This is a genomic window from Dyella ginsengisoli LA-4, from assembly GCF_000334915.1.
Taxonomy (GTDB): domain Bacteria; phylum Pseudomonadota; class Gammaproteobacteria; order Xanthomonadales; family Rhodanobacteraceae; genus Dyella_A; species Dyella_A ginsengisoli_A.
This window is the reverse complement of record NZ_AMSF01000003.1, coordinates 17,337-42,189: the sequence shown is the minus strand read 5'-3', so window position 1 is coordinate 42,189 and position 24,853 is coordinate 17,337. Positions and strand designations below refer to the sequence as shown.

Sequence of the window (24,853 nt, the reverse complement as noted above, 5' to 3'; positions counted from 1 at the left end):
ACCGCGCCAGCACGGGCGCGTGCACGTGCAAGGAGCCCGACTTGCCCCGCCGTCCCGCCTGCCAACTGGCCGTCCTGATCGTCTCGATCATCCTGCTGTGCGGCTGTGCCACCACCGGCGACCCGCGCCGCCCGATCCCCAGCCGCCTCATGCCATCCCCGACGCGCGCGACGCAGTTGGTCGTGGTGCTTCCCGGCCGCGGTGACAGCATCGACGCGTTGCTGCGTCATCGCGTGGCGGAACTCGTGCAGCGTCAATGGCCCGACGCCGACGTGCTGCTGACCGGCCTGACCCTTCCCTACTACCGTGCCGGGGAGGCGATCCCCCGGCTGGACCAGCAGATCGTCAGGCCGGCGCTCGGCCGCTACCGGAGGGTCTGGCTGGTCGGCATCTCGCTGGGCGGCCTGGGCGCCCTGCTCTACGACCAGGCGCACCCGGGAGTGGTCCATGGACTGCTGCTGTTGTCGCCCTACCTCGGCGACGCACCGATCCACCGCGAGATCGTCGCCGCTGGGGGCCTTGCCTCCTGGAAGCCGGGCCCGGTCCGGCCGGTCGGTCCGCAGACCTTCCAGCGCGAGCTCTGGCGCTCCCTGCAGCAATGGCGGCAACGCCCCGCCCGCACCGCCACGACATGGCTGGCCTACGGCGACCGCGAACGCTTCCGCGCACCGATCGAGCTGATGTCGCCGCTGCTTCGGCCGGATCACGTGCTGATGCTTCCCGGCCACCACGACTGGACGCTCTGGTCGACCGCGCTGCCGACACTGCTGGAACGTGCCGGCGGATCGCCGTGAGGTGAGCTTCGAAAACGGCACGCATCATGCATGCGCCCCCGAGTCCCCGAACAAACCGGCATGCCTCCGACCATGACTCCCCCCGGCTACCTCCCCCCATTGGCCAACGTGATCGATCTGCTGGTCGATGCCGTCTGTGTGGTGAACGACCAGCACGAGTTCGTCTATGTCAGCGCGTCGAGCGAACAGATCTTCGGCTACCGCCCGGAGGAGATGATCGGCCGCCCCATGGCCGACTTCATGCATCCGGACGACTGCGCGCGCACCTTCGCCCAGGTGGCTTCCATCGTGGATGGCACCGCCTCGCCGCACTTCGAGAACCGCTACGTGCGCAAGGACGGCAGCGTGGTCGACGTGATGTGGACCGCCCGCCACTCGCCGGAGGACGGCGTGCGGGTGGCGGTGGCCCGCGATGTCACCGGCCGCAAGCGGTCCGAATTGCTGCAGTCCGCGCTGTACGCCATCTCCGAGGCGGCCCACGCCGCGGCCGACCTGAGCGAGCTGTTCGGCCGCGTGCACGAGATCATCGGCGGCCTGCTGCCGGCGCGGAACTGCTTCGTCGCCCTGTACGACGAACTCGAGGGAACCATCAGCTTCCCCTACTTCGTCGACGAATTCGATGCCCCTCCCGAACCGCGCCGGCTCGATTCCGGAACGCTCAGCGGAGAAGTCATCCGTAGCGGAAGACCCTTGCTGTTCCGATCCGACGATGCCGAACATCCTTGCGAAAGCGTCCGTGCGGTCATCGCCCGCCGCCCGCCCGGCCACGCGCCGCTGGCCTGGCTCGGCGTTCCGCTGATCGCTCCGCGCGGCGTGATCGGAGCGCTGGTGGTGCAGAGCTACAGCGGCGAGGTGACCTACGGGGAAAGCGATCTGCAGCTGCTGCAGTTCGTCTCCACCCAGGTCGCGGCGGCGATCGAACGCAAGCAGATCCAGGCCCAGCTCAACCATCTGGCGCTTTACGACCACCTCACCGACCTGCCCAACCGCACGCTGCTGCGCGACCGGCTGGCGAATGCGCTGTCGCTGGCCCGGCGTGAGGTCAGTCGCGTCGCCATGCTGTTCCTCGACCTGGACTGCTTCAAGGACATCAACGACCAGCAGGGCCACAGCGCCGGCGACCAGTTGTTGCAGGAAGTCGCCAGGCGCCTGACCGGCTGCGTACGCGAATCGGACACCGTGGCGCGCCTGAGCGGGGACGAGTTTGCCGTGCTGCTGCCACGGATCGAGCAGCACGAGGACGCACTGCGCGTGGCCGAAAAGCTGCGCCGCGCGATGCACCAGCCGTTTGCCATGAAAGGCGGACCGGTGCGTGTATCGGCCAGCATCGGTATCGCCCTGTATCCCGACCACGGAGAGAGCGAGGACGCTCTGCTCAGGCTCGCCGACGACGCCATGTATGCGGCGAAACGACGCGGCGGCAATCGCCTGCTGATGAGCATGGTGCCGCCCGCCATGGACGACTAGATCGGGCGCGACAGACGCCATTGTTGACCGACATCAACAAGGCCCGGGAGGCGGGCGCGATAGTGGGGCATCCGACACCCCACATGGAGCTGCCGTCATGCGCCGACCCGTACTGTTCTCTCTCGCAGCCGTCACCCTCTCGCTGGCCTGCAGCCTGCCGTCACCGGCCATTTCCGCTGGACAGCAGGGCCGCCCCGTTGCCGGCAGCACCGCCGGCGGCAACGCCATCTATGGATCGCAGCTGATGACCCCCGCCGAACGCAACGCGTACCGGCAAAAGATGCGCAGCCTCAACACGGTGCAGGAACGTGAGGCGTTTCGATCGCAGCACCACGAGGAGATGCGCAAGCGCGCCCAGGAGCGCGGCATGCAGTTGCCCGACATGCCTCCGATGGGAGGCGCGCGCGGTGGCATGGGACCGGGTATGGGCCCAGGCATGAACAAAGGCATGGGCCCCGGCATGAACAAAGGCATGGGAAGAGGGATGAACCAGGGGATGGGGCCGGGCATGCAGCCCATGCAGACCCAGCAGGAGACCCGTGAGCGCACCCAGCCGCAGACGCCGGCGTCGTCCGGCAAGGGCGATCCGTCGCGCACGCAGACCGAGCAGGAACAGCGCGAGCGCAGCGCGGGTGACAACAGCGGCGGCAACTGAGCACACGCACGCTTTCCCGTCCCACGGTCGGAGGAACGATGTCATGCGATCACTTTCCCTCATCGCGTCACTGGCGCTGGCCAGCCTGCTGGCCGCACCCGCCTGGTCGCAGTCGGACCTGCAGCGGCAGGCCCAGCAGCTGTTCAAGCCGATACCCTCGACGCCACCGGCCCTGCCGGGCAATCCGGCAACGGCGCAGCGCGTGGCACTGGGCAAGATGCTCTACTTCGATCCGCGCCTGTCCGAGAGCCACGCGATCAGCTGCAACTCGTGCCACATGGTGGGCATGGGCGGTGTGGACCTGCAGGAGACCTCGCTCGGCCACCGCTGGCAGCACGGTGGTCGCAACGCGCCCACGGTGTACAACGCGGTGTTCGACGTCGCCCAGTTCTGGGACGGACGGGCCAAGGATCTCGAGCAGCAGGCCGGCGGGCCATTGGTCAATCCGGTGGAGATGGATACCACCGAGGCCCACGTGGTCGAGCAGCTGCGTGCCATTCCGGGCTACGTCCAGGCATTCGCCAGGGCGTTCCCCGGCGGATCCGAGGCGATCACGTTCGACAACATCCGCCGCGCGATCGCGCTGTTCGAAGCCACGCTGATCACCCCGAACGCCCCGTTCGACCGCTACCTGAAGGGCGATACCAAGGCGCTGGACACCGCCCAGCGCGAGGGCCTGGCGCTGTTCATCAACAAGGGCTGTGCCGCCTGCCACGCCGGCATCAACGTGGGTGGCGCCATGTACGCGCCGTTTGGAGTCGTCGAGCGCCCCGGTGCGGAGATCCTGCCGCCGGACGATCGCGGCCGCTTCGCGGTGACCAAGACGGCGAGCGACGCCTACGTGTTCCGCGTACCGTCCCTGCGCAATGTCGCGCTGACGCCGCCGTACTTCCACTCGGGCAAGGTGTGGGACCTGCGCCAGGCCGTCGCGGTGATGGGCAGCAGCCAGCTCGGCGCGAAGCTCAGCGATGCGGAGATCGACAGCATCACCGCTTTCCTCGGCAGTCTCTCCGGCGATCAGCCGCAGGTCACCTTGCCGATCCTGCCGCCCAGTGTCGCCACCACGCCACGCCCCAAACCCTGAGCCCGAGGTCTCCGACCGATGCATGCACCTTCGCGCAACCGCTACTCCGCGACAGTCCGCTGGGCCCATTGGCTGACCGTGCTGGCCGTCGTGGCGGCCTACCTGCTGGTGGAACTGGGGGATGATGACGAGCATGGCGGCAGCACCGGGCTCGCGATGCAGGGCCACTACCTGGCCGGGCTGCTGGTGCTGGGCCTGCTGGTGGTCCGCGTCCTCGGCATGGCACTCGGGCCCCGGCCGCCCATCGTTCCCGCACCCGGCCATCTGTCCGAGCTGGCGGCGCGGATCACGCACCTGGCGCTGTACCTGTTCCTGCTGGCGCAACCGGTGCTCGGCATCCTCGCCGTGAACTACGCCGGCGAGTCGGTCACCCTGCCGTGGTCGGGCACGCCGCTGCCTGCGCTGGTGCATGCCGACCCGGGCGCGCGCGAGTTCGTCGAGGAACTGCACGAGTCGCTGGGCGAGATCTTCTACTGGGTGATCGGCCTGCACGTGGCTGCTGCGCTGTGGCACCACTTCGTGAAGGGAGACAACACGCTGCGCCGGATGCTTTGACCGCCGCCGATCAACCGGCCCGCCGCCGCGCCTCGTACGCCTGCAGATGCACCCAGGCCAGATCCAGCAACGGCGCCCGCTGGCCGGCTGTGCGCGCCCTCCGCAGCATGTCGCCGACGATGTGCGCGCCTTCGGTGCGCTGGCCGCTCTCCAGGTCGCGCAGCATCGATGCGGTGACGCCCGATCCGGGCTGGGTCAGCATGCCCAGTGCCTTGTCGCGCGCCTCGACGGGAATCGGCTGGCCCGCCGCCTCGGCGACAGCAAGGCATTCGCCGTACAGGGCCTCGATGAAGGCACGCCCACCTTCGGCAGCGACGATGTCGCCGACACTCGCCCGCATCAGGCAGGTGGCGCCGGCCAACGCGGTGAGGAAGGCGAACTTGATCCACTGGTCGCGCGCGATGTGTTCCGAATAGTGGTGATCCACCCCGGCTGCCGCGAAGACGTCGGCCAGCGTCTGGCAACGTGCGCTGCGCGGGTCACCGCCCCGTTCGCCGAACGTCACCGAGGCCGGGCGCCCCAGGTGCAGCACCTCGCCACCGTCGCTCTTGGTCGCGCTGATGAAGCACAGGCCGCCGAGCACGCGATGCGCGCCGAAGCGGTCGTCCAGCGCCTCGTAATGCTTCAGTCCGTTGAGGATCGGCCAGACTGCGGTGCCCTCGCCCACCGCCGGCGCGATCGCCTCGATCGAGGAATCCAGGTCGTACGCCTTGCAGCTCAGCAGCACGGCATCGAACGGCCGGGCCGCGGCCGCCTCCGGCAATTGCGGTGCGGTGAGGTGTTGCACCGGGAACTGGGCATCGCCGAGTGGACTGCGGATCACCAGCCCGTCGCGATCCAACTGCGCGGCACGCGCCTCGCGTACGAGGAAGGTCACGTCCGCGCCGGACTGCGCCAGGCGGCCGCCAAAATAACCGCCGGTGCCGCCAGCACCGAGAACGAGCATGCGCATGGGAAACTCCGGGTGGGGGATCAGGGGCCCACCAGTGTAAACGGCGCGCTTGCCGTCGCCCTCGCATCGCCGCCCACATAGACGTCGAAATCGCCCGGCTCGGCGCCCCAGCTGCCGTCACCGCGGCGGAAGGCGAAATCGCCCGGCCGCAGCGTGAAGCGCACTTCCGTCTGTGCACCCGCAGCCAGGCTGATCCGCTGGAAACCCTTCAGCAGCCGCACCGGAGGACTGACGCTGGCGACCCGGTCGTGCACGTACAGCTGCACCACGTCCGTGCCCGGCCGCATGCCCGTATTGCGCACGCGCGCGCTGACATGGAGCACGCCGCCCGATGCCAGCGGGCTGCCTTCGACCCGCACCCGGTCGATGGCGAAGGTGGTGTAGGTCAACCCGTAGCCGAACGGATACAGCGGTGTGTTGGCGACATCGACGTAGTGTGTCGAGTAATGACGTGCAAGCGGGCTGCTGTCGTCGTAGGGGCGGCCGGTTTCGCGATGCGCGTAGTAGATCGGCACCTGGCCGACCGTGCGCGGAAAGCTCATCGGCAACCTGCCGGACGGACTGGCGTCGCCAAACAGCAGGTCCGCCACCGCGTGGCCCGCTTCATCGCCCGGTACCCAGGCCTCCAGGATCGCCGCGGCATGTGCGTCCAGCCACGCAATCGACAGCGGCCGCCCGTTCACCAGCACGGCGACCACCGGCTTGCCGGTGGCGATCACCGCCTCGGCCAACGCCTGCTGCCGCCCCGGCAGGTCGAGCGAACTGCGGCTGTGACCCTCGCCGATCAGGTGGATGTCCTCGCCCAGCACCAGCACCACGACATCAGCTACCCGCGCGGAGGCAACCGCAGCCGGGATACCCGAGGCATCGTCGCTGCTGACGTCGACACCGCGCGCAAAGCTGACGGCGACGGATCCGCCTGCGGCCTGGCGAATGCCATCGAGGATCGGCACCACATCCTGCGGCTGTCCTTCGGCGGCCATCTGCCCGAGCATGTCGGCACGATCGTCGGCCAGCGGGCCGATCACCGCGATACGCCCGCGGCGGGCCAGCGGCAACGTGTCGTGCGCATTCTTCAGCAACACCATCGACTCGCGGGCCGCTTCGCGCGCGAGCGCCCGCTGCGGCGCCGACAGCGGCAGACGCCGCGCCAGCCGGGCGTCGCCATAGCGAAACGGATCGTCGAACAATCCCAGCCGGTACTTCGCTTCCAGCACATGCCGCACGGCCGCATCCACCAGCGACTGATCGACCCGCCCGCTGCGCACCAGCGCCGGCAGCTGGTCGAGATAGGTGCCACTGTGCAGGTCGATGTCCACCCCGGCCTGCAGCGCCAGACGGGCGGCGTCCGCCGGCGTGGCCGCCAGACCGTGCTGCTGCAGCTGGGCCACCGCGTCGAAGTCCGACACCACCAGGCCGCGGAAACCCCACTGCCGTCGCAACACACCCTGCAGCAGGGCGGCATCCGCCGTGGCCGGGACATCGTTGAGCGTACTGAGCGAGGGCATGATCGCAGCGATGCCCGCCTGCACCAGCGCACGGAACGGTGGCAGGTAGACGTCGTCCAGCTCGCCCGCGCTGAGATAGGTGGCGTTGTAGTCGCGTCCGGCCTCCGCCGCGCCGTAGCCGACAAAATGCTTGGCGGTCGCCATCATCGTGTCCGCCGCGGCGAGGTCCCCGCCCTGGAAGCCTTCCAGCTGGGCCACCGCCATCGCGCTGCCGAGATACGGATCCTCGCCGGCCCCCTCTGCCACGCGGCCCCAACGGGGATCGCGGCCGATGTCGACCATCGGGCTGAAGGTCCAGTCGACCCCGGCCGCGGTCGCCTCCCGCGCCGCCGCGCGATGCACGCGACGCACCAGATCGGTGTCCCAGGAGGACGCAAGCGCCAGCGGAATCGGGAAGATCGTGCGGAAGCCGTGGCTGACGTCACCCATGAACCACAATGGGATCTTCAGCCGCGACTGCATCGCCAGCCGCTGCATGTGGTGCGTGTAGGCGGCCACGTCGCGCCCGGGCAAGACGCCATTGGTGCCACCGACCCGGCCCTCGCGGACCAGTGTCTCCAGGTCGCCGTGGTCGGCGCCGAGAATGCTCAACTGGCCGGCCTTTTCTTCCAGCGTCATGCGGGCGAGCAGTCCGTCGACCACACGATGCATTCGCGCATCGCGGGCAGTCGCGACGATGTCGTCGTCGGCCCGCCCCGTCGATGGCGGCGCGGCCAGGACCAACCCCAGCATGAGGGCCGCCATCCCGCGAAGGCGCACGCGCATCATCGACACACTCCATACGATCGTGAACACCGGATGATCCCACAGCATCGGGCGTACTGCCGGATCGCGCGGCATTCACGCCAGCGTGGGCAGTCTGCGACGTCGGGCCGCTCTCCGTGCCGTGCTTCGCGGGGCACGGCGGGCGGCGCCGCAACGAGAGGCCCGTACACCATGCGCCGACACCTGCATCACATCGCCCTGCTGCTGATCGCTGCCGTTGCGCTGGCCGGCTGCGCCACCTTGCGCAAGGATTTCGAAAAGCACCCGTCGACGGCGATTCCTCCGCAGCACGACACGCCCAGCACGCGGTACGTGCACAAGGAGGTCGCGCGGCACAGCGATCTTTCCGGCTTCCGCCTGCTGACCTTCAGCACCAATGCGCTGATGAGCCGGGTGGCGCTGGCCGACCACGCGAAGCACACCCTCGACCTGCAGTACTACATCTTCGCCGACGACGACACCGGCCGGCTGGTCGCGCAGCGCCTGCTCGCCGCCGCCGACCGCGGTGTGCGGGTGCGACTGCTGCTGGACGACATCAACGTGGGCGACGAGATCGACATGCTCGATGCGCTGGACGCCCATCCGAACATCGAGGTGCGACTGTTCAATCCGTTCGGCACTCAGGCCCGTTCCGGCCTGGCCAAGGCCGCGCAGTTCGTGCTCGACGGCAGCCGGCTGAACCATCGCATGCACAACAAGTCCTTCATCGTGGACAACAGCGTCGCGGTGATCGGCGGACGCAACATCGGCGACGACTACTTCGACGCGGGCCAGAACACCCACTTCCGCGATCTCGACCTGATTGCCATCGGCCCGGTGGTGAGGCAGGCGTCGCAGGCCTTCGATACCTACTGGAACTGCGATGCGGCCTATCCGGTGAAAGCCTACAGCGGCACGCACGCAGGCCCGGCCGACCTGGCCCGGCTGCGCGAGCAGCTGGCGCAGCACGCGCGAAAGTTCGCGCAGAGCGACTATGCCCAGGCCACGCTTGACCAGCTGCCGCACGGCCCGTCCGGCGACCGTCCCGGCAAGTGGTTCTGGGGTCACGCGGTACTGGTCGCCGACCAGCCGGCCAAGATCGACACCGACGGCGACGATCCGCAACTGCGCATCGGCCCGGACATCAAGGCGATGATGGACGGTGCGAAACACGACGTGCGGCTGATCTCGCCCTACTTCATCCCCGGCGATGACGGCACGGCGTTCCTCACCGGGATCGCCGCGCGTGGCGTGCGCGTGCAGGTGCTGACCAACTCGCTGGCCTCCACCGACGAGCCGGCCGTGCATGCCGGCTATTCGCGCTACCGCCTGCCGCTGCTGCGCGGCGGCGTCGAGCTGTACGAGCTTCGTCCGCAACCTGGCGCGAAGCAGCCGGCCACGGATGCCGGCAAGTCGTCCGGCGTCAGCCTGCACGCCAAGGCGATCGTGGTGGACTCGCACGAGACCTTCATCGGCTCGATGAACATGGACGAGCGCTCCAGGCTGCTCAACACCGAGATGGGCATCATCGTGGACAACGCGCCGCTGGCGAAGGCGGCGGAACAGTTCTTCGACTCCGCGACGGCGCCCACCCGCGCCTGGCGCGTGATGCTGGATCCGACCAGGCCGCGTCGGCAGGCGCCGCTCGTCTGGCGTGGCATGGACGACGGCAAGATGGTCACCCTGACCAGCGACCCGGACGCGACCGCCGGACGCAAGGTCGAGGTCGGCCTGATCAAGCTGCTGCCGGTGGAGAACCTGCTCTAGGGGCGCGGTTCACCAGCCATAGTCCGCCGGCGATGGCCGCACCGCCCAGCCATTGCGATGGCGCCAGCGTGGTGTGCAGCACCACGAAGCTCAGCAACACCGCGAACAACGGCGCCAGGAACAGCCAGCCGCTGGCATGGGTGGCGCCACCCCGGCGCAGCGCCACGAACCACAGCCCGAACGACCCGGCGGATGCGGGCATCGCCAGCCAGGCGAACCAGCCCCAGTCAGCCAGGGTGAACCCCGCCGGCCAGCGCTCTCCTCCGGCACGCGCCAGCGCCAGCAGTACCAGCGCTCCCACCAGCATCTGCCAGAAATTCAGGGCGAGCCCGCCGATCGGCAACGCGGCCCGCTTGTTCACCGTGGTGGCGGCCGCCCAGCACACCGCCGCCCCCAGACAACACAGCTCGCCGGACAACGCTGCACGCTGCCCTTGCAGCAGCGCCCCCGGACCGATCGCCAGCGCGACGCCGGCCATGCCGAGCAGCAGGCCGGAAAACCGGAGCATCCCCAACCGCTCGCGCAGGAACACCCGCCCAAGCAAGGCCACCCAGATCGGATTGCTGAACAACAGGATCGCCGCCGCGGCCGCAGGGATGGTCCGCATCCCGACGAACAGCAGGCCCATCACGGCGGCGGTCTGCAGCAACCCGATCAGCCCGACCAGCGGCACGTGCCGCCAATGCATGCCCGCGGGCCATAGCGCCCTGCCCAGCGGCCTCCGGCTGGCCAGCAGCAACGGCAAGGTGGCCAGCGCCGCCACCAGGAACCGCCACCCGACCAGCAGGATCGCCGGCACACCCTGCGACAGCAGGATCTTGCCGGCGATGAAACTCGAACCCATCAGGAAGGTGGCGCCCAGCAACAGGGCGTAGAAGCCGGGATCCGGCGCGTGCCGGTGCTGCGGGACGGTCATCGGGAGGCCGGCGGACAGTGCATGGTCCACCACGCTAGCGAGCGTGCGGGCCCGGTGTCGACACGGCCTTGGTCGAACGCGACACGCGCGGGCCCGGCCTCCACCGGGCCCGCGCAATACCGGTGCCGCGGATCAGCGCCCCAGGTCGGACAGGAAACGCTTGCTGTACTCCAGCGAGGTGGTGCCATTGACCGAGTTGCAGACCGGCGACGCATAACCGGTGCTGCCGCCGGCGCACGGTGTATCGCGATCCAGCGACCAGAAGTGCACGCCGACCAGGCCGGCGTTGATCGCGTAGGTGGTCATCGTATCCACGTCGGCCGTGGTGAAGACTTCGCTGCTCACGTCGTTGGTGCCGATCATCGGGGTCAGCTCGATGTGGTTCGCCGGCACGCCGTAGGTGTGCTCGAGGTTGGTCACCGCCTGGATCGCCGACTGCCCCATGTTGCACTGGCCGTTGGCGACCACGCACACGCCGGGGCTGGCCGCGCCGAAGTCCATCACCATCAGGTTGATGGTGTAGTTCTGCAGCGAGGACGCCATGACCGCACGGACCACCATGTCGCCCAGGCTGTTGACGCCGCCGTAGCTGCCGTCGGACGCGGCCAGCGTGGCCAGGGTGAAGGAGAAGCGCAGGTTCGGATACAGGCCCTGGGCGTAGACCGCGCCGGCCACCAGGTTGTTGATGGTGGTCTGGTTCTGGCCACCCTCGATGTCGAAGTCCACGCCGACCATGTGCGAGGTGTAGTAGCGCGAGATGAACTGCGCCATGCCGGAGGGCGAGCCACAGGTGAAGCTGCCCGCCTGGCCACCGGTGGACACCACGTAGTTCACGCCGGCGTCGGCCAGCGGCTGGATGTTGGCCGTGGCGAAGTTCGCCGCCGGGATGCCGCCCCAGCTCTCGCTGCCGCATTCGCCCGAGGCGAACGCCAGGGTGATCGCACCGAGGTTGGGCAGATAATCGGACACCAGGCTGCCGCTGCCGACCACCGGGATCGGCGAGCCGGTGGCCGCCGCCGTGCGCATGGTGTTGGTGTTCCAGTTGAGGTTGATGGTCACGTCCTTGTACGGACTGAACAGCAGCGTGCCCGGCGCAGGCCCCCCGGTGCCGCCACCACCGGTGCCGCCGCCCGAGCCACCGCCGGAACCGCCACCGCTGCCACCACCCGAACCGCCACCGCCCGTGCCGCCACTGCCCGAGCCATCGCAGCTGTCCTGCGAGGTCCACGGCTGCGCCGAGCCGGTGGGACCGTTGTGGGTGGCCGGATCGTCACCCTGGGTCCACCAGTTGGCCACGTAGTTCACGCCGTTCTCGCTGGCGGTGTTGCCGCCGGTGTAGACGGTGCCCGCGCTCCAGGCGGTGGCGCAGGTCGAGCCGGACCCACCGGTCCCGCCACCCGAACCGCCGCTTCCGCCGCTGTCGCCGCAGGCGCCCTGCGACGTCCAGGGTTGACCGGAACCCGAGCCGCCGCTGTGGGTGGCCGGATCGTCGCCCTGGGTCCACCAGTTGGCCACATAGTTCACGCCGTTCTCGCTGGCGGTGGCGCCGCCGGAATACGCTGTGCCGGCGGCCCATGGGGCGGCACACGCCGCGACGGACTGCGCATGCACCGGCTGCACCGGCAAGGCTGCCAGCAGCCCAGCCGAGATCACCGAGCCACCAAGGCTTCCGAGCACGCCGAGGGCGAGCCGGGAAAGGGAATTCGATCGCTTCACAAGCATGGGATTTCCTCCAGATTGAAATTCATCGCTGCATGGAATGACCTGGCGATGCCACGACCGGCTCCTTCCGGTCGACGGGGAAGCTCGCCGCCGCGTCCTTGCTGCTACCGCATGTCTGAGGTGTTGCCCGTCCTTGGTACCCCCGAAATGACAACGTTGTCTATATGACTTTTTCCGAACTGTGACCGAACGCCTTTTCGACCGAGCCCACCCAGGCCGCCAGGTGCAGATGCACCATGCGTGATAGCAAGGCCATACGGGAAAGCTGCGGATACTTGCGCTGCGATGCGGAATTTCTGCACACAGCCTCACCGGCATGCAGGCTGGAGGACCTCACCTTGTTTCTCCCATGCCGGAATGACAACGATTGTCCTGATTGACCCAATCACATCGCCACGCTGCCGGTACCGAGCGTGAGGGCACCACTTCCACGAGATGACCCGGGCACCTGGCGAGACGCAGATGGATGTCCGGCGAGCGGCCGTCTGGACGTCCGTAAGGCCGCGCCTGCTTGACTTTGCCGACGTCGCCCGCCACGGTCGAAGCCCGTCTTCGAGGGGATGCCACGGGTGTCTGCAGCGACGGTTTTCGACGAGATGGGCTGGCCCGACGACGTACGCACGCCGTACGCGCTGATCGATGCCTGGCTGCGCGACACCCCACCGGACCAGCTCGCACTCAAGCGTCGCGAGGCCGAGGTGCTGTTCCGCCGCATCGGCATCACCTTCGCCGTCTACACCGAGGGTGGCGATGCCGAGCGGCTGATCCCGTTCGACCTGATCCCCCGCGTGCTGGCCCAGGCCGAGTGGCGCAACCTGCGGCGCGGTCTGGAACAGCGAGCGCGCGCGCTCAACGCCTTCCTGCACGACGTCTACCACGACCGCGAGATCATCCGTGCTGGCCGCATCCCCGAGCGGCTGGTGCTGCACAACAGCCAGTTCCGCCCGGAGATGTGCGGGCTGGACCTGCCGGGCCAGATGTACGCGCACATCTGCGGCATCGACATGGTGCGTACCGGTCCGGACGACTACTACGTGCTGGAGGACAACTGCCGCACGCCCTCCGGCGTCTCCTACATGCTGGAGAACCGCGAGGTGATGCTGCGGCTGTTTCCGGACCTGTTCCGCCGCAACACGGTGGCGCCGGTGGCGCACTATCCCGACGAGCTGCTGGCCACGCTGCGCTCGCTGGCGCCGCCGAACTGCCCGGGCGAGCCGACCATCGTGTTGCTCACCCCCGGCATCCACAACAGCGCGTACTACGAGCACGCCTTCCTCGCCGACGAGATGGGCATCGACCTGGTCGAGGGCGCCGACCTGGTGGTCAGCAAGGACGTCTGCTACCAGCGCACCACGGCGGGACTGCAGCGCGTGGACGTGATCTACCGCCGCGTCGACGACGACTACCTCGATCCGCTGGTGTTCCGCCCCGACTCGATGCTCGGCGTGCCCGGCCTGCATTTCGCCAACCGCGCCGGCAACCTCACCCTCACCAATGCCGTCGGCACCGGCATCGCCGACGACAAGGCGGTGTACATCCATGTGCCGGAGATGGTGCGTTTCTACCTCGGCGAGGAGCCGCTGCTGAAGAACGTGCCGACCCACGACTGCAGCAGGCCGGACGAGCTGGCCTACGTGCTCGACCACCTCGACGAGCTGGTGGTGAAGGCGGTGCACGGCTCCGGCGGCTACGGCATGCTGGTCGGTCCGCACGCCAGCCGCGACGAGCTGGCCGCCTTTCGCCAGCAGCTGGTCCAGCGGCCGCACGACTACATCGCGCAGCCGACCCTGTCGCTGTCCACCGTGCCGACCTTCGTCGACGACGGCATCGCACCGCGCCACGTCGACCTGCGCCCGTTCGTGCTGTGCGGCGCCGACCAGGTCCGTGTGGTGCCTGGCGGACTGACCCGGGTCGCACTGAAAGAGGGCTCGCTGGTGGTCAACTCCTCCCAGGGCGGGGGCACCAAGGACACCTGGATACTGGAAGACTGATGCTCGCACGCACCGCCGAAAGCCTGTTCTGGCTGGCGCGCTACATGGAGCGCGCCGACTACGTCGCCCGCCTGCTGCAGGTGGCCGGGCACATGAGCGCGGTGCGGGTGGACAGCGACCGGCGCAGCGAGTGGGAGTCGGCGATCATCGCCTCCGGCGGCAGCGTGCCCTACTTCGCCAAGCACGCGACGATCGACGAAGTCTCGGTGATCGACTTCCTCGCCTTCGATCGCGACAACCCGTCCTCCATCGCCAACTGCATCGACACCGCCCGCCGCAATGCGCGCGCCGTGCGCACGGCACTGACCACCACCATGTGGGACGCCGTGCAGGGCGCGTGGCAGGAGTTGCCGCGCTTCCGCGATGCGCCGAAGAACGCCGATCTGCTGAACGATTTCCTGGAATGGGTCCGCGTGCGGGTGGACCTGTTCCACGGCGTGTGCTCGAACAGCATGCTGCGCCGGGACAGCTTCTACTTCCTGCGCACCGGCCAGTTCCTCGAGCGCGCGGACAACATCGCGCGCCTGCTCGACGTGAAGTACCACGTGCGCCTGCCGCAGGTGAGCGACGTGGGTGGGGTGATCGACTACTACCAGTGGCTGGCGATCCTGCGCGTGGTCGGCGCCCGGCGCGCCTACCGCGTGCTGTACAAGGGCCGGGTGGAACCGGCGCAGGTGGCGGAGCTGCTGATCACCCGCAGCGTGTTCCCGCGCTCGCTGGCGTTCTGCTACCAGCAGATCACCCACCACCTGGACGCGATCGAGGACCAGGACCCGGCCCGCGTGGCCGAGGCCAAGCGCTGCGCCCACTCGCTGTACGCGGACCTGCGCTACGCCAGCGTCGACCGCATCATCGAAAACGGCCTGCACGAGTTCCTCACCGACGTGATCGAGCGGACCGAGGCACTCGGCACGCAGATCGCGGTGGGCCACCTTTTCTAGACGGACGCCATGCCATGCAGCTGCACATCCGCCACGAGACCACCTATCGCTACGACCAGGCTGCCTCGCTGATCGTGCAGGCGTTGCGGATGTGGCCGGCCCCGGCCGACGGCCAGCGCGTCCGCGACTGGCAGGTCAGCGTGGACGGCCGCAAGCTGCAGCCGACCTGTACCGACGGCTTCGGCAACCCGGTCGCCACCCACACCATCGACCGCAGCGTCGAGACGGTGCGCATCGCCGTGCGCGGCCACGTCGAGACCCGTGACCTGCACGGTGTGCAGAGCGATGCCGCAGACACCCTGCCGGCGACCTTCTATCTGGCCTCGACCGCGCTCACCCAGGCCAGCCCGGCGATGGTGGCGATGGCCAGGGAAGCGGCCGGCGATGGCGGGCAGATCGAGCGCCTGCACCGCCTGTGCGGCGGGGTGCGCGACCACGTCGACTACCTGCCCGATGTCACCGATGCCGAGACCACCGCGATCGAGGCATTCGCTGCCGCGCGCGGGGTCTGCCAGGACCATGCCCACGTGATGATCGCCTGCGCCCGTGCACTGGGCTTCCCGGCCCGCTACGTCAGTGGCTACCTGTGCCCCCGTGGCGAGTCCGCGGCGGCGAGCCATGCCTGGGCGGAGATCCTGGTCGACGACCTCGGCTGGGTCGGCTTCGATGCCGCCAACCGGCAATGTCCGGACGAAAGCTACGTGCGCATCGCCTGCGGGCGCGACTACCGCGACGCTGCCCCGGTCCGTGGGGTACGCCGCGGCGGCATCGCCGAGACACTGGAAGTGGACGTGTGCATCGCCGAGACCGCGCAGCAGGCACAATAGGCATCCCGGCCCCGGCCGGACCGGATCAAGCCAGGAGTTTCATGTGACCTACTGTGTCGGCCTGTTCCTCGACGAGGGCCTGGTCATGCTCGCCGACACCCGCACCAATGCGGGTCTGGACAACATTTCCACCTTCACCAAGCTGCAGTCGTTCCACCGCCCGGGCGAGCGCATGATCGCCGCCATGACCGCAGGCAACCTGGCCGTGTCGCAGGCGGTGATCAACCTGATCCAGGACGGCCTGCCGCATCCGGAAACCGGCAAGCCGGAGACCATCCACACCGTACCGACGATGTTCGCCGCGGCCGGGCTGGTGAGCGCCGCCGTGCGCAAGGTCTATGAGACCCACGGCGAGGCGATGAAGGCACAGGGCGTGGCGTTCGACGTGTCGATCCTGCTCGGCGGGCAGATCGCCAACCGCACCATGCGGCTGTTCGAGATCTATGCGGCCGGCAATTTCATCGAGGCGACCCGCGACACCCCGTTCCTGCAGATCGGCGAGCACAAGTACGGCAAGCCGATCCTCGACCGCGCGGTGACCAGCGCCACCTCGCTCACCGACGGCGTGAAGCTGGCGCTGATCTCGATGGACTCCACCCTGCGCTCGAACCTCAGCGTGGGCATGCCGCTGGACCTGCTGGTCTACCGCAACAACAGCATCGACGGCGTGGAGACGCACCGCGTGGAAGACGGCGATGCGTATTTCCGGATGATCCGCGAGCGCTGGTCGGCCGCCCTGTCCGCCGCACACAAGGCGATCCCGGCGCCGGACTGGCTGCACACCGACGCCGGCTGAGTCCCGATGCGAAAACGGCAGCCCTTCGGCTGCCGTTTTCCGTTGCGACGCTGCAGCGATCTCAGGGCGTCACGTCGAAATCCGCCTGCTGGTCGGCCAGCGAACTGCCGCCCACCCACACGGTGTAGTGCGTCGGCTCGATCACCTGCTGGCTCTTCACGTTCCAGAAGCTCAGCTCGGGGAAGCCGAGGTGGAAGGTCACCTGCTTCGATTCGCCCGGCTTGAGCGACACCCGCTCGAAGCCCTGCAGGCTGCGCACCGGCTGCTCGACGCTGGCGCCGAGGTTGCGCACGTACAGCTGCACCACCTCGGTGCCGGCACGCTCGCCGGTGTTCTTCACGGTGGCGGTGACAGTGACCAGGTCCTTCGCATCCGGGCGGTTCGCTTCGGCCAGCGGCACCCTCGCACGCGACACGTGCACGCCGGAATACGCGAAGGTGGTGTAGCTCAGGCCCCAGCCGAACGGATACAGCGCGCTGTTGGGCACGTCGATGTAGCGCGAAATGAAGCGCGTGGCGCCCTCCGGCGGCTTGCTCAGGTCGGCGTCGCCGGCCGGACGGCCGGTCGGGAACTGGTTGTAGTACAGCGGCTCCTGACCCACCGCGCGCGGGAAGCTCATGGTCAGCTTGCCGCTGGGGGCGACGTCGCCGAACAGCACGTTGGCCACCGCGTTGCCGGCCTCGGTGCCGGGGAACCAGGTCTCCATGATCGCCGGCACGTGCCGGTCGGCCCAGTCGAGCACCAGCGGGCGACCGGAGAACACCAGCAGCACCACCGGCTTGCCCGTCGCGACGACGGCCTCGAGCAGCTTCTGCTGATTGCCCGGCAGGCCGAGATGCGCGCGCGAACCGGCCTCACCGCTCATGCTGGAAGACTCGCCCAGCGCCATCACCACCACGTCGGCCTGCTCGGCTGCCTGCTTCGCCGCGGCGAACCCGGCTTCCGAATCGGTCAGGATGTCGGTGCCCTGGGCGTACAGCAGCTCCCCGCCCCGCTGCTTCATCCGCGCGGCCAGGCCGTTGCGCAGGGTCACCACGTCCGGCTGGTGCTGCGCACCGCCCCAGGCGCCCTGCATCTCGGCCGCGTTGTCGGCAAGCGGGCCGATCAGCGCCAGCTTCTTCACGCCGGAAGACAGCGGCAGCACCGGCGCGGCACCGTGGCCGCCGTTCTTCAGCAGCACGAACGACTCCTCCGCTGCGCGACGCGCCAACGGCCGGTGTGCAGCCACCGCGCGGGTCACCTCGGTGCCGCGGGCATACGGATGCTCGAACAGGCCCAGCGCGAACTTCACCCGCAGCACGCGGCGCACAGCCTCGTCCACGGTGGCCATGGAGAGCTTGCCCTCCTTGAGCAGCGTCGGAATCTGGGTGTCGTAGAAGTGGCTCATCATGTCCACCTCCACGCCGGCATCGAGCGCCTTCTGCGTGGCGGTGGCGGCATCCAGCGCGATGCCGTGGTGGGTCAGCTCCATCACCGCGGTGTAGTCGCTGACCACGAAACCGTCGAAACCCCATTCCTTGCGCAGGATGTCGGTCATCAGGTACGGGTCGGCCGTCGCCGGAACGCCGTTGAGCGCATTGAACGAGCTCATCATCGTGGCCGCACCCGCCTCCACGGCCGCCTTGTACGGCGGCAGGTAGACCTGGCGCAGGCGGATGTCGGACATGTCGGTGGTGTTGTACTCGCGACCGGCCTCGGCCGCGCCGTAGGCGGCGAAGTGCTTGACCGAGGCGGCCACGCTCTCGGGCTTCGACAGGTCGGTGCCCTGGTAGCCGCGGATGTAGGCCCGCGCCATCGCCGAGCCGAGGTAGGCGTCCTCGCCCGCGCCCTCGGTGGAGCGGCCCCAGCGCGCGTCGCGCGAGATATCGACCATCGGCGAGTAGAACCACTTCACGCCGGCGGTGGTGGCCTCGACCGCCGCCATGTGCGAGACGTCCTGCACCAGCTGCGGATCCCATGAGGCGGACAGGCCCAGCGGCACCGGATAGATCGTGCGGTAGCCGTGGATCACGTCCGCACCGAACAGGATCGGAATCCCCAGGCGGCTGTGCATCGCCGCCTCCTGGAAACGGCGGGTCTTGGCCGCGCCGATCACGTTGAGCATCGAGCCCAGCTCACCCTTGCGGGCCAGTTGCAGCGCATCGACATGGTCGCGGGTCTCGGGATTGACCGCGATCGCGCTGTCGGCGTCGGCGGCAGTGGGCGCCGACGAGCCCTGGTCGTTGTACTGCACCAGTTGCCCGATCTTCTCGGCCAGCGTCATCTTCGCCAGCAGCGCATCGACCTTCTGCTCGATCTGCGGCGTGACCAGTTGCGGATTGGACGGCGGCACCGGCTGGCCGAGCTCGGCCGGGGCCGCACAGGCGACGCCCGCCGCAGCGAGCGCGATGGCGGAACTCAGGAACAGCGAGCGGGGACGCAGGCCGGAGCGGAACTGGGGCTTCATCGATTCTCCACGGGGACGGCAGGTCCGGGCCCCCTGGCCCGGGTGGGTGACGCGGCAATGTAAACGTTTACAGGCATTGCCGTAAACGTGCACCGCAATATCGCCGACAGCGCTTCCCGCCGGAGCCGCGAAGCTCCGCAGCGGCGGCTCAACGCAGCTGGCTGTCCTTGCTGCCGCGACGGTTGAACAGCGCAGCGGCCTGCCCCTGCCGATCCTGCCCGGACTGGCACGTCACGCACAGGCGCACGCCGGGCACCGCCTTGCGGCGGGCCTCGGGAATGGGTTCGCCGCACTCCTCGCAGTGGGTCAGGCCCGGGCCCTGGTGGAGCTGGCGCCGGGCGCGCTGCACGGCGGCATCCACCGTCGCGTCGATCTGGTCCTGCACGGCGCCGTCGCCGGCCCAACCGGTAGCCATGGCCTGCCTCCTCGTATCTCCGGCGGATGGCGATGCCGATCCGCGACTGCAGGCCCTCCAACATGGCGGCGCCTAGCCACCGGGGCAAGCCTCAATCGCCCCGCGGATCGCGCGCGGTGAATTTGTGCGCGTACATCGCCCGATCGGCGGCGGCCAGCAGGCCGGCTTCATCCTCGCCGTCTGCCGGGTAGAGCGCCACGCCGATGCTGGCCTGTACCACGATGCGCTCGCCCTCGATCTCGAAGCCCGCGCGCAGCGCCGACAGCAGCCGATCGACCTGACTGGCAATCGCTTCGTCCGGACCGGGCTCGGGCAGGATCGCAGCGAACTCGTCGCCACCGAGCCGCGCCAGCGTATCGGTGACCCGCAGGCGCGACTGCAGTCGCGTCGCTGCCGCAGCGAGCACGGCGTCCCCGGTGGCGTGGCCGCGGGTGTCGTTCACCTGCTTGAAATCGTCCATGTCGATGACCAGCAAAGCGATGCGCCGGCGATCGCGGCGCGCCCGCTCCAGGGCGGCATCCAGCCGCTGGGCGAACAGTCGGCGGTTCGGCAGGCCGGTAAGCGGATCGTGCAGCGCCGCGTGCTTGGCCACGCCCAGCTGCTCCTCCAGCACGGTGAAGATCATGCCGGTGGCCACCATGAACTTGGGCAGGTTCCACGCCTCGTTCTGGATGCCCAGCCCCGGCAGCCAGCGATCGAGCGCCGCGGCCACCGGGAACACCAGCGACCAGGCCACGAAGCTCAGCGTGGTGAAGGACACGCCCAGGGTGGCGCGGTCCGAGCCCCGCCAGAAGAAATAGGCCACCAGCGCGTAGTGCCAGAACAGCATCCAGATCAACGCCGGAACCAGCGCGCCCCGCGCCACCAGCACCGCCTGGACCGCGTAGGCCAGCAGCACCACGCTCCCCAGCAGGCGACGTTCGCGCGGTCGCGCGCCGCGTCGATCGGAATGAAACAGTCCCATCGCTGTGCATGCGGCAAGACCGGTCAGCGACAGGAAGACCGTACGATCACCCACGTCCCAGGCGAGCAGCACCACGAACACCACGTCCGGCATCGCGGCCAGCAGGCTCCAGGCGAATCCGTTGACCCAGCCCGAGCGACGGTCGTGTCCAGCCCATATGAACGAAACGCTGGTCAGCAACAGCATGCTGAGCGAGAGCGCCTCGCCGGCGTGCTCCAGCGCCGGAACGTTGAGGGAGACCAGCTGGGCGATGATGTGCACCAGGATCATCACCCAGCCCACCAGCCAGTAACGCAACCGGGTCTGACGCGTGCGCCGCAGCAGCGACGCGAACACCAGCACCAGGCCGCCAATGGCCAGAAAGTCGGGAAATACGGAGAGATTCAACATGGACGACCCGGGAGCTCAGCGCCATCGCGGCCGATGGCGCTGACAACCTGGCGCGAAACAGACCGCCCAGGCCGGCATGCCCCTGCCTCTGGTACCAGCGACCCCTGGGACGACCACGACGGACTCATGCCGGACTATCGGCGGCACGCACGATTTCTTGAGACCGGTCCGCGCCGTCATGCGCCGGCGGGACCGCGGCAAGCGCCGCCAGCGTGATCGCTGCCGCGGTGGCCAGATAGAGCCCGACCCAGGTCAGTCCGTGGTGCACGGCCAGCCAGGTCGCAAAGTACGGCGCCAGCGACGCACCGAAGATGCCCGCCAGATTGAAGGCCAGCGATGCGCCGGTGTAGCGCACCGCCACCGGGAACATGTGCGCCAGCACGGTGCCGAGCGGGCCGTAGGTCAGCCCCATCACCGCCAGCCCCAGGGCGAGGAACGCAAGTACGTGCCAGACACTGTGCGCCGTGAACAACCATGGCATCGCCAGCCCGAACAGCAGGATCAGCACCGTCGCCACCACCATCACGCGACGCGCACCGGTGCGATCGGCCCAGGCCGCGGACAGTGGAATGGTGACGGCGAAGCACAGCACGCCGAGCATCTGCAGGCCGAGGAAACCCTCGCGCGAGTAGCCCAGCCGGCTGGTCGCCCAGCTCAGACTGAACACCGTCATCAGGTAGAACAACACGAAGGTGGCCAGCGCCGCGAACGTTCCGGCCAGCAGCGCACGCGGATGGCGCAGCACCACCTCCAGCATCGGCAGGCGTACCCGTTCCTGCTGCGCCATGGCGCGCGCGAACGCCGGTGTCTCGGTCAGGCGCAGGCGCATCCACAGGCCGACCGCCACCAGCACCGCGCTGGCCACGAACGGCACGCGCCAGCCCCACGCGAAGAACGCCGGTTCGCCGATCGCCCGGGTCAGCCAGAGAAACAGCCCCGTCGACAGGAAGAAGCCGATCGGCGCGCCCAGTTGCGGGAACATGCCGAACCAGGCCCGTCGCCCCGGCGGCGCGTGTTCCACCGCCAGCAGCACCGCCCCGCCCCACTCGCCGCCCAGGCCCAGGCCCTGGCCGAAGCGGCACAGCGCCAGCAGCGCCGGCGCGGCCACGCCGATCGACGCGTAGGTGGGCAGCACGCCGATCGCCACGGTCGACAGCCCCATCGTCAGCAGCGCCGCGACCAGGGTCGCCTTGCGCCCCACCCGGTCGCCGAAGTGGCCGAACAGCGCCGACCCGACCGGCCGCGCGAAAAACGCCAGCGCAAAGGTGGCCAGCGACTGCAACGTGGCCGAGGTCGCATCGGCGGAAGGAAAGAACAGCGCCGGAAACACCAGCACCGCGGCCGTCGCGTAGATGTAGAAGTCGAAGAACTCGATGGTGGTCCCTACCAGGCTGGCCAGCAGCACGCGGCGCGGAGATCGGGCTGGCTCGGTTCGTGCCTGGGACATGCTCAAGTCTCGTCTGGACGGATGGACGGCCGATTCTGCCAGAGCCGGACGATCGCGCGAGCATCGCCGGCGCGACCCGCGATCCGCCGCGCCCGGCGCTACCCGCGCTAGGATGCGCCATCCGTGGACGGAGACAGATCATGGCGATCGAACTGACGCGGTTCCTGCAGGTGATGGCCGGGCGCAAGGCATCGGACCTGTTCTTTTCCGTCGGCGCCACCCCGCACATCAAGATCGACGGCGAGACCTACCATCTCGACGGCGAGCCCCTGACGGCGGAGAACCTGCATGACCTGGCCTACTCGATCATGAGCGACCGCCAGCAGCGCGAGTTCGAGGCCACCATGGAGATGAACCTCGCGCTGGGCCTCTCCGGCACCGGGCGGTTCCGCGTCAACGTGTACCGGCAACGCGGCCATGTCGCCCTTGCGGTGCGCTTCATCACCGGGGAGATTCCGTCGATCGAGGCACTGAACCTGCCGCCGATCCTGCACGATCTGATCATGCTGCCGCGCGGACTGATCCTGATGGTCGGCGCGACCGGCTCGGGCAAGTCGACCACGCTGGCTTCGATGATCGACTACCGCAATGCCCGCAGGACCGGCCACATGCTCACCGTCGAGGAGCCGATCGAGTACCTGCATTCGCACAAGCAGTCGATGGTGGACCAGCGCGAGGTGGGGCTGGACACGATGAGCTATGCCGCCGCTCTGAAGAACGCCATGCGGCAGGCCCCGGATGTGATCATGATCGGCGAGATCCGCGACCGCGAGACGATGCAGGCGGCGATCGCCTATGCCGAGACCGGTCACCTGTGCCTGTCCACCCTGCACGCCAACAACGCCAACCAGACGCTGGATCGCATCATCAATTTCTTCCCCGACTCGGCCCACCACCAGCTGCGCATCGACCTCGCACTCAACCTCAGGGCGGTGGTGTCGCAGCGGTTGCTGCGTGGTGTCGACGGCAAGCGCCTGCCGGCCGCGGAGATCCTGCTTTCCACACCCTACGTCGCCGACCTGATCGAGAAAGGCGAGGTCCTCGCACTGAAGGAAGCGATGAAGCAGGGGCTCGATCACGGCATGCTGACCTTCGACGAATCGCTGTACCGGCTCTATGCGGCCGGCCGCATCGGCTACCGGGAGGCGCTTGCACACGCCGACTCGCAGACCGACCTGGCGCTGCGCGTCCGCCTGCAGGGACCGGAGCCGGACGATGGTGGCCACGAGCTCGACAGCGCACACATCGATGGCCTGGAGTGAGGTTCAAGCAGCCGACAGCCGCAGTGCCGGACAATGCGTGTTTTCCCGGCCAGCCCCGCCCTTGATGACCGCCAGCCACCCGCCCGCCCAGGCACGCACGTCCCTTCGGCATCGCCCGTGGTCCGCCCGCCTGTTCACGCTGGCCGTGGTTGCCCTGGTCGCCGGCTGCACCACGCCGAAGGTGCAGTCCCCCGGCTACGATCCGGCCCGGGTGCAGGCGCGCATCGCCCACGTGCTGCCCGCGAACACCGACGACCGCACAGACTGGGCCCGCGACATCACCGCGGCGCTCGCCGCGCAGCGGATCGAGCCGGACCGCAGCAACCTGTGCGCAGTGATCGCGGTGGCTGGCCAGGAATCCAACTTCCAGTCCGATCCGACCGTACCCGGCCTCGGCCGGATCGCCCGCGCCGAGATCGATCGTCGTGCCGCCCGGCATCACGTTCCGCAGTTCCTGGTCCGCGCGGCGCTGGCGCTGCATGGCCCGGACGGCCGCAGCTACGCCGATCGCATCGACGCGGTGCGCAGCGAGCGCGAGCTGAGTCGCGTGTACGAGGACTTCATCGGCATGGTTCCGCTGGGCAAGCGGTTGTTCGGCGACGCCAATCCGATCCACACCGGCGGCCCGATGCAGGTCAGCGTGGCCTTTGCCGAGCAGTACGCAAAAGACCATCCCTACCCGTACCCGGTCGAAGGCTCGATTCGCCACGAAGTGTTCACGCGGCGTGGCGGCCTGTATTTCGGCATCGCCCACCTGCTCGGCTACCCGGCCGACTACCCCTCGCCGATCTACCGCTTCGCCGACTACAACGCCGGCTTCTACGCCAGCCGCAACGCGGCGTTCCAGAATGCGGTGACGCGCGCGTCCGGCATTCCGCTCGATCTCGATGGCGACCTGGTGAACTACGGCAGCTGGAGCGAGGTGGGCAAGACCGAACTGGCCCTGCGCACCCTGGCCGGCCGACTGGACCTGGGCCAGGACGAGATCCATCGCGCGCTGACCCGGGGCGAACAGGCCGACTTCTCCAAGTCCGAGGTCTACACCCGGGTCTTCGCCCTCGCCGACCGCCTCAACGGCCGGCCGCTGCCGCGCGCGATGCTGCCGAGGATCCGGCTGGAGAGCCCGAAGATCACCCGCCGGCTCACCACCGCCTGGTTTGCCCAGCGGGTCGACAGCCGCTACCGGAGCTGCATGGAACACATGCGCTGA

General features: G+C 68.8%; 20 protein-coding genes. 12 read left to right on the top strand and 8 right to left on the bottom strand.

The genetic code is table 11. The annotated features are described in order from the left end of the window. Window positions 1-41: 41 nt before the first annotated feature. The 5 genes from C693_RS0100715 (at window position 42) to C693_RS0100695 (ending at window position 4,555) form a co-directional block, all read left to right on the top strand. On the top strand, window positions 42-794 hold the full coding sequence (locus tag C693_RS0100715) for an alpha/beta fold hydrolase (RefSeq protein ID WP_017460323.1): 753 nt from the start codon (window positions 42-44) through the stop codon (window positions 792-794). Window positions 795-854: 60 nt separating this feature from the next. After that, a complete protein-coding gene (locus tag C693_RS0100710; RefSeq protein WP_241762608.1) occupies window positions 855-2,261 on the top strand; it encodes a sensor domain-containing protein in 1,407 nt (468 codons plus the stop codon). 97 nt (window positions 2,262-2,358) lie between these two features. Then, the gene (locus C693_RS20755) at window positions 2,359-2,916 is read left to right on the top strand and encodes a hypothetical protein (RefSeq protein ID WP_017460321.1); all 558 of its coding nucleotides are present in this window, start codon (window positions 2,359-2,361) and stop codon (window positions 2,914-2,916) included. Between the two features lie 43 nt (window positions 2,917-2,959). Beyond that, window positions 2,960-4,000 (top strand): cytochrome-c peroxidase, encoded by a 1,041-nt coding sequence (locus C693_RS0100700; protein ID WP_017460320.1) that lies wholly within the window; start codon window positions 2,960-2,962, stop codon window positions 3,998-4,000. A gap of 18 nt (window positions 4,001-4,018) precedes the next feature. Then, entirely contained in the window at window positions 4,019-4,555 is a 537-nt protein-coding gene (locus C693_RS0100695; RefSeq protein WP_017460319.1) for a cytochrome b, read from the top strand. 10 nt (window positions 4,556-4,565) lie between these two features. Here the strand turns inward: C693_RS0100695 and panE are convergent, their stop codons facing one another. Beyond that, window positions 4,566-5,507, bottom strand: a complete 942-nt coding sequence (gene panE / locus C693_RS0100690; RefSeq protein ID WP_017460318.1) for a 2-dehydropantoate 2-reductase — start codon at window positions 5,505-5,507, stop codon at window positions 4,566-4,568. Window positions 5,508-5,527: 20 nt separating this feature from the next. Then, the gene (locus C693_RS20750) at window positions 5,528-7,747 is read right to left on the bottom strand and encodes a glycoside hydrolase family 3 N-terminal domain-containing protein (RefSeq protein ID WP_241762607.1); all 2,220 of its coding nucleotides are present in this window, start codon (window positions 7,745-7,747) and stop codon (window positions 5,528-5,530) included. A gap of 204 nt (window positions 7,748-7,951) precedes the next feature. Between C693_RS20750 and C693_RS0100680 the strand changes: the two genes are divergently transcribed. Next, window positions 7,952-9,526 carry a phospholipase D family protein gene (locus C693_RS0100680; RefSeq protein ID WP_017460316.1) on the top strand — a complete coding sequence of 525 codons (1,575 nt, stop codon included), beginning with the start codon at window positions 7,952-7,954 and terminating at the stop codon, window positions 9,524-9,526. On the opposite strand, the gene C693_RS0100675 is transcribed toward C693_RS0100680, so the two are convergent. Both C693_RS0100675 and C693_RS0100670 read right to left on the bottom strand, forming a co-directional pair. Beyond that, window positions 9,495-10,442, bottom strand: a complete 948-nt coding sequence (locus C693_RS0100675) for a DMT family transporter (RefSeq protein ID WP_043598256.1) — start codon at window positions 10,440-10,442, stop codon at window positions 9,495-9,497. The two genes, C693_RS0100680 and C693_RS0100675, sit on opposite strands and share 32 nt — an antisense overlap. Window positions 10,443-10,574: 132 nt before the next feature. Beyond that, window positions 10,575-12,164 carry a carbohydrate-binding protein gene (locus C693_RS0100670; protein WP_026107074.1) on the bottom strand — a complete coding sequence of 530 codons (1,590 nt, stop codon included), beginning with the start codon at window positions 12,162-12,164 and terminating at the stop codon, window positions 10,575-10,577. A 596-nt stretch (window positions 12,165-12,760) separates the two neighbouring features. Between C693_RS0100670 and C693_RS0100665 the strand changes: the two genes are divergently transcribed. From C693_RS0100665 to C693_RS0100650, 4 genes are read left to right on the top strand one after another with little or no spacing between them, the layout of a single operon-like run. Beyond that, a complete protein-coding gene (locus C693_RS0100665) occupies window positions 12,761-14,155 on the top strand; it encodes a circularly permuted type 2 ATP-grasp protein (RefSeq protein ID WP_017460314.1) in 1,395 nt (464 codons plus the stop codon). Continuing rightward, the gene (locus tag C693_RS0100660) at window positions 14,155-15,096 is read left to right on the top strand and encodes an alpha-E domain-containing protein (RefSeq protein WP_017460313.1); all 942 of its coding nucleotides are present in this window, start codon (window positions 14,155-14,157) and stop codon (window positions 15,094-15,096) included. Before C693_RS0100665 ends, C693_RS0100660 begins: the two co-directional genes overlap by 1 nt. A 14-nt stretch (window positions 15,097-15,110) precedes the next feature. Beyond that, window positions 15,111-15,923, top strand: a complete 813-nt coding sequence (locus C693_RS0100655) for a transglutaminase family protein (protein ID WP_017460312.1) — start codon at window positions 15,111-15,113, stop codon at window positions 15,921-15,923. 43 nt (window positions 15,924-15,966) lie between these two features. Next, window positions 15,967-16,719, top strand: coding sequence for a hypothetical protein (locus C693_RS0100650; protein ID WP_017460311.1), 753 nt, complete (start codon window positions 15,967-15,969; stop codon window positions 16,717-16,719). Window positions 16,720-16,780: 61 nt separating this feature from the next. Here C693_RS0100650 and bglX read toward each other — a convergent pair whose 3' ends face one another. From bglX to C693_RS20740, 4 genes are all read right to left on the bottom strand, one after another. Then, a complete protein-coding gene (gene bglX, locus C693_RS0100645) occupies window positions 16,781-19,165 on the bottom strand; it encodes a beta-glucosidase BglX (protein ID WP_017460310.1) in 2,385 nt (794 codons plus the stop codon). A 148-nt stretch (window positions 19,166-19,313) separates the two neighbouring features. After that, entirely contained in the window at window positions 19,314-19,580 is a 267-nt protein-coding gene (locus C693_RS0100640; RefSeq protein WP_017460309.1) for a DksA/TraR family C4-type zinc finger protein, read from the bottom strand. A gap of 91 nt (window positions 19,581-19,671) precedes the next feature. Continuing rightward, window positions 19,672-20,934 (bottom strand): GGDEF domain-containing protein, encoded by a 1,263-nt coding sequence (locus C693_RS22420; RefSeq protein WP_026107073.1) that lies wholly within the window; start codon window positions 20,932-20,934, stop codon window positions 19,672-19,674. Window positions 20,935-21,058: 124 nt separating this feature from the next. Continuing rightward, window positions 21,059-22,381, bottom strand: a complete 1,323-nt coding sequence (locus C693_RS20740) for an MFS transporter (protein WP_083868192.1) — start codon at window positions 22,379-22,381, stop codon at window positions 21,059-21,061. Between the two features lie 140 nt (window positions 22,382-22,521). Between C693_RS20740 and C693_RS0100625 the strand changes: the two genes are divergently transcribed. Then, window positions 22,522-23,643 (top strand): PilT/PilU family type 4a pilus ATPase, encoded by a 1,122-nt coding sequence (locus tag C693_RS0100625; RefSeq protein WP_017460307.1) that lies wholly within the window; start codon window positions 22,522-22,524, stop codon window positions 23,641-23,643. Window positions 23,644-23,707: 64 nt separating this feature from the next. Next, entirely contained in the window at window positions 23,708-24,853 is a 1,146-nt protein-coding gene (locus C693_RS0100620; RefSeq protein ID WP_017460306.1) for a DUF1615 domain-containing protein, read from the top strand.

Coding starts and splice junctions, on each gene's coding strand:
- C693_RS20750 (WP_241762607.1), bottom strand. CDS start 7,747: ATGCTGGGGTTGGTCCTGGCCGCGCCGCCATCGACGGGGCGGGCCGAC.
- C693_RS20755 (WP_017460321.1), top strand. CDS start 2,359: ATGCGCCGACCCGTACTGTTCTCTCTCGCAGCCGTCACCCTCTCGCTG.
- C693_RS0100665 (WP_017460314.1), top strand. CDS start 12,761: ATGGGCTGGCCCGACGACGTACGCACGCCGTACGCGCTGATCGATGCC.
- C693_RS0100655 (WP_017460312.1), top strand. CDS start 15,111: ATGCAGCTGCACATCCGCCACGAGACCACCTATCGCTACGACCAGGCT.
- C693_RS0100625 (WP_017460307.1), top strand. CDS start 22,522: ATGGCGATCGAACTGACGCGGTTCCTGCAGGTGATGGCCGGGCGCAAG.
- C693_RS0100675 (WP_043598256.1), bottom strand. CDS start 10,442: ATGACCGTCCCGCAGCACCGGCACGCGCCGGATCCCGGCTTCTACGCC.
- C693_RS0100660 (WP_017460313.1), top strand. CDS start 14,155: ATGCTCGCACGCACCGCCGAAAGCCTGTTCTGGCTGGCGCGCTACATG.
- panE (WP_017460318.1), bottom strand. CDS start 5,507: ATGCGCATGCTCGTTCTCGGTGCTGGCGGCACCGGCGGTTATTTTGGC.
- C693_RS0100700 (WP_017460320.1), top strand. CDS start 2,960: ATGCGATCACTTTCCCTCATCGCGTCACTGGCGCTGGCCAGCCTGCTG.
- bglX (WP_017460310.1), bottom strand. CDS start 19,165: ATGAAGCCCCAGTTCCGCTCCGGCCTGCGTCCCCGCTCGCTGTTCCTG.
- C693_RS0100695 (WP_017460319.1), top strand. CDS start 4,019: ATGCATGCACCTTCGCGCAACCGCTACTCCGCGACAGTCCGCTGGGCC.
- C693_RS0100670 (WP_026107074.1), bottom strand. CDS start 12,164: ATGCTTGTGAAGCGATCGAATTCCCTTTCCCGGCTCGCCCTCGGCGTG.
- C693_RS0100640 (WP_017460309.1), bottom strand. CDS start 19,580: ATGGCTACCGGTTGGGCCGGCGACGGCGCCGTGCAGGACCAGATCGAC.
- C693_RS0100710 (WP_241762608.1), top strand. CDS start 855: ATGCCTCCGACCATGACTCCCCCCGGCTACCTCCCCCCATTGGCCAAC.
- C693_RS0100620 (WP_017460306.1), top strand. CDS start 23,708: ATGACCGCCAGCCACCCGCCCGCCCAGGCACGCACGTCCCTTCGGCAT.
- C693_RS0100680 (WP_017460316.1), top strand. CDS start 7,952: ATGCGCCGACACCTGCATCACATCGCCCTGCTGCTGATCGCTGCCGTT.
- C693_RS22420 (WP_026107073.1), bottom strand. CDS start 20,934: ATGTTGAATCTCTCCGTATTTCCCGACTTTCTGGCCATTGGCGGCCTG.
- C693_RS20740 (WP_083868192.1), bottom strand. CDS start 22,381: ATGTCCCAGGCACGAACCGAGCCAGCCCGATCTCCGCGCCGCGTGCTG.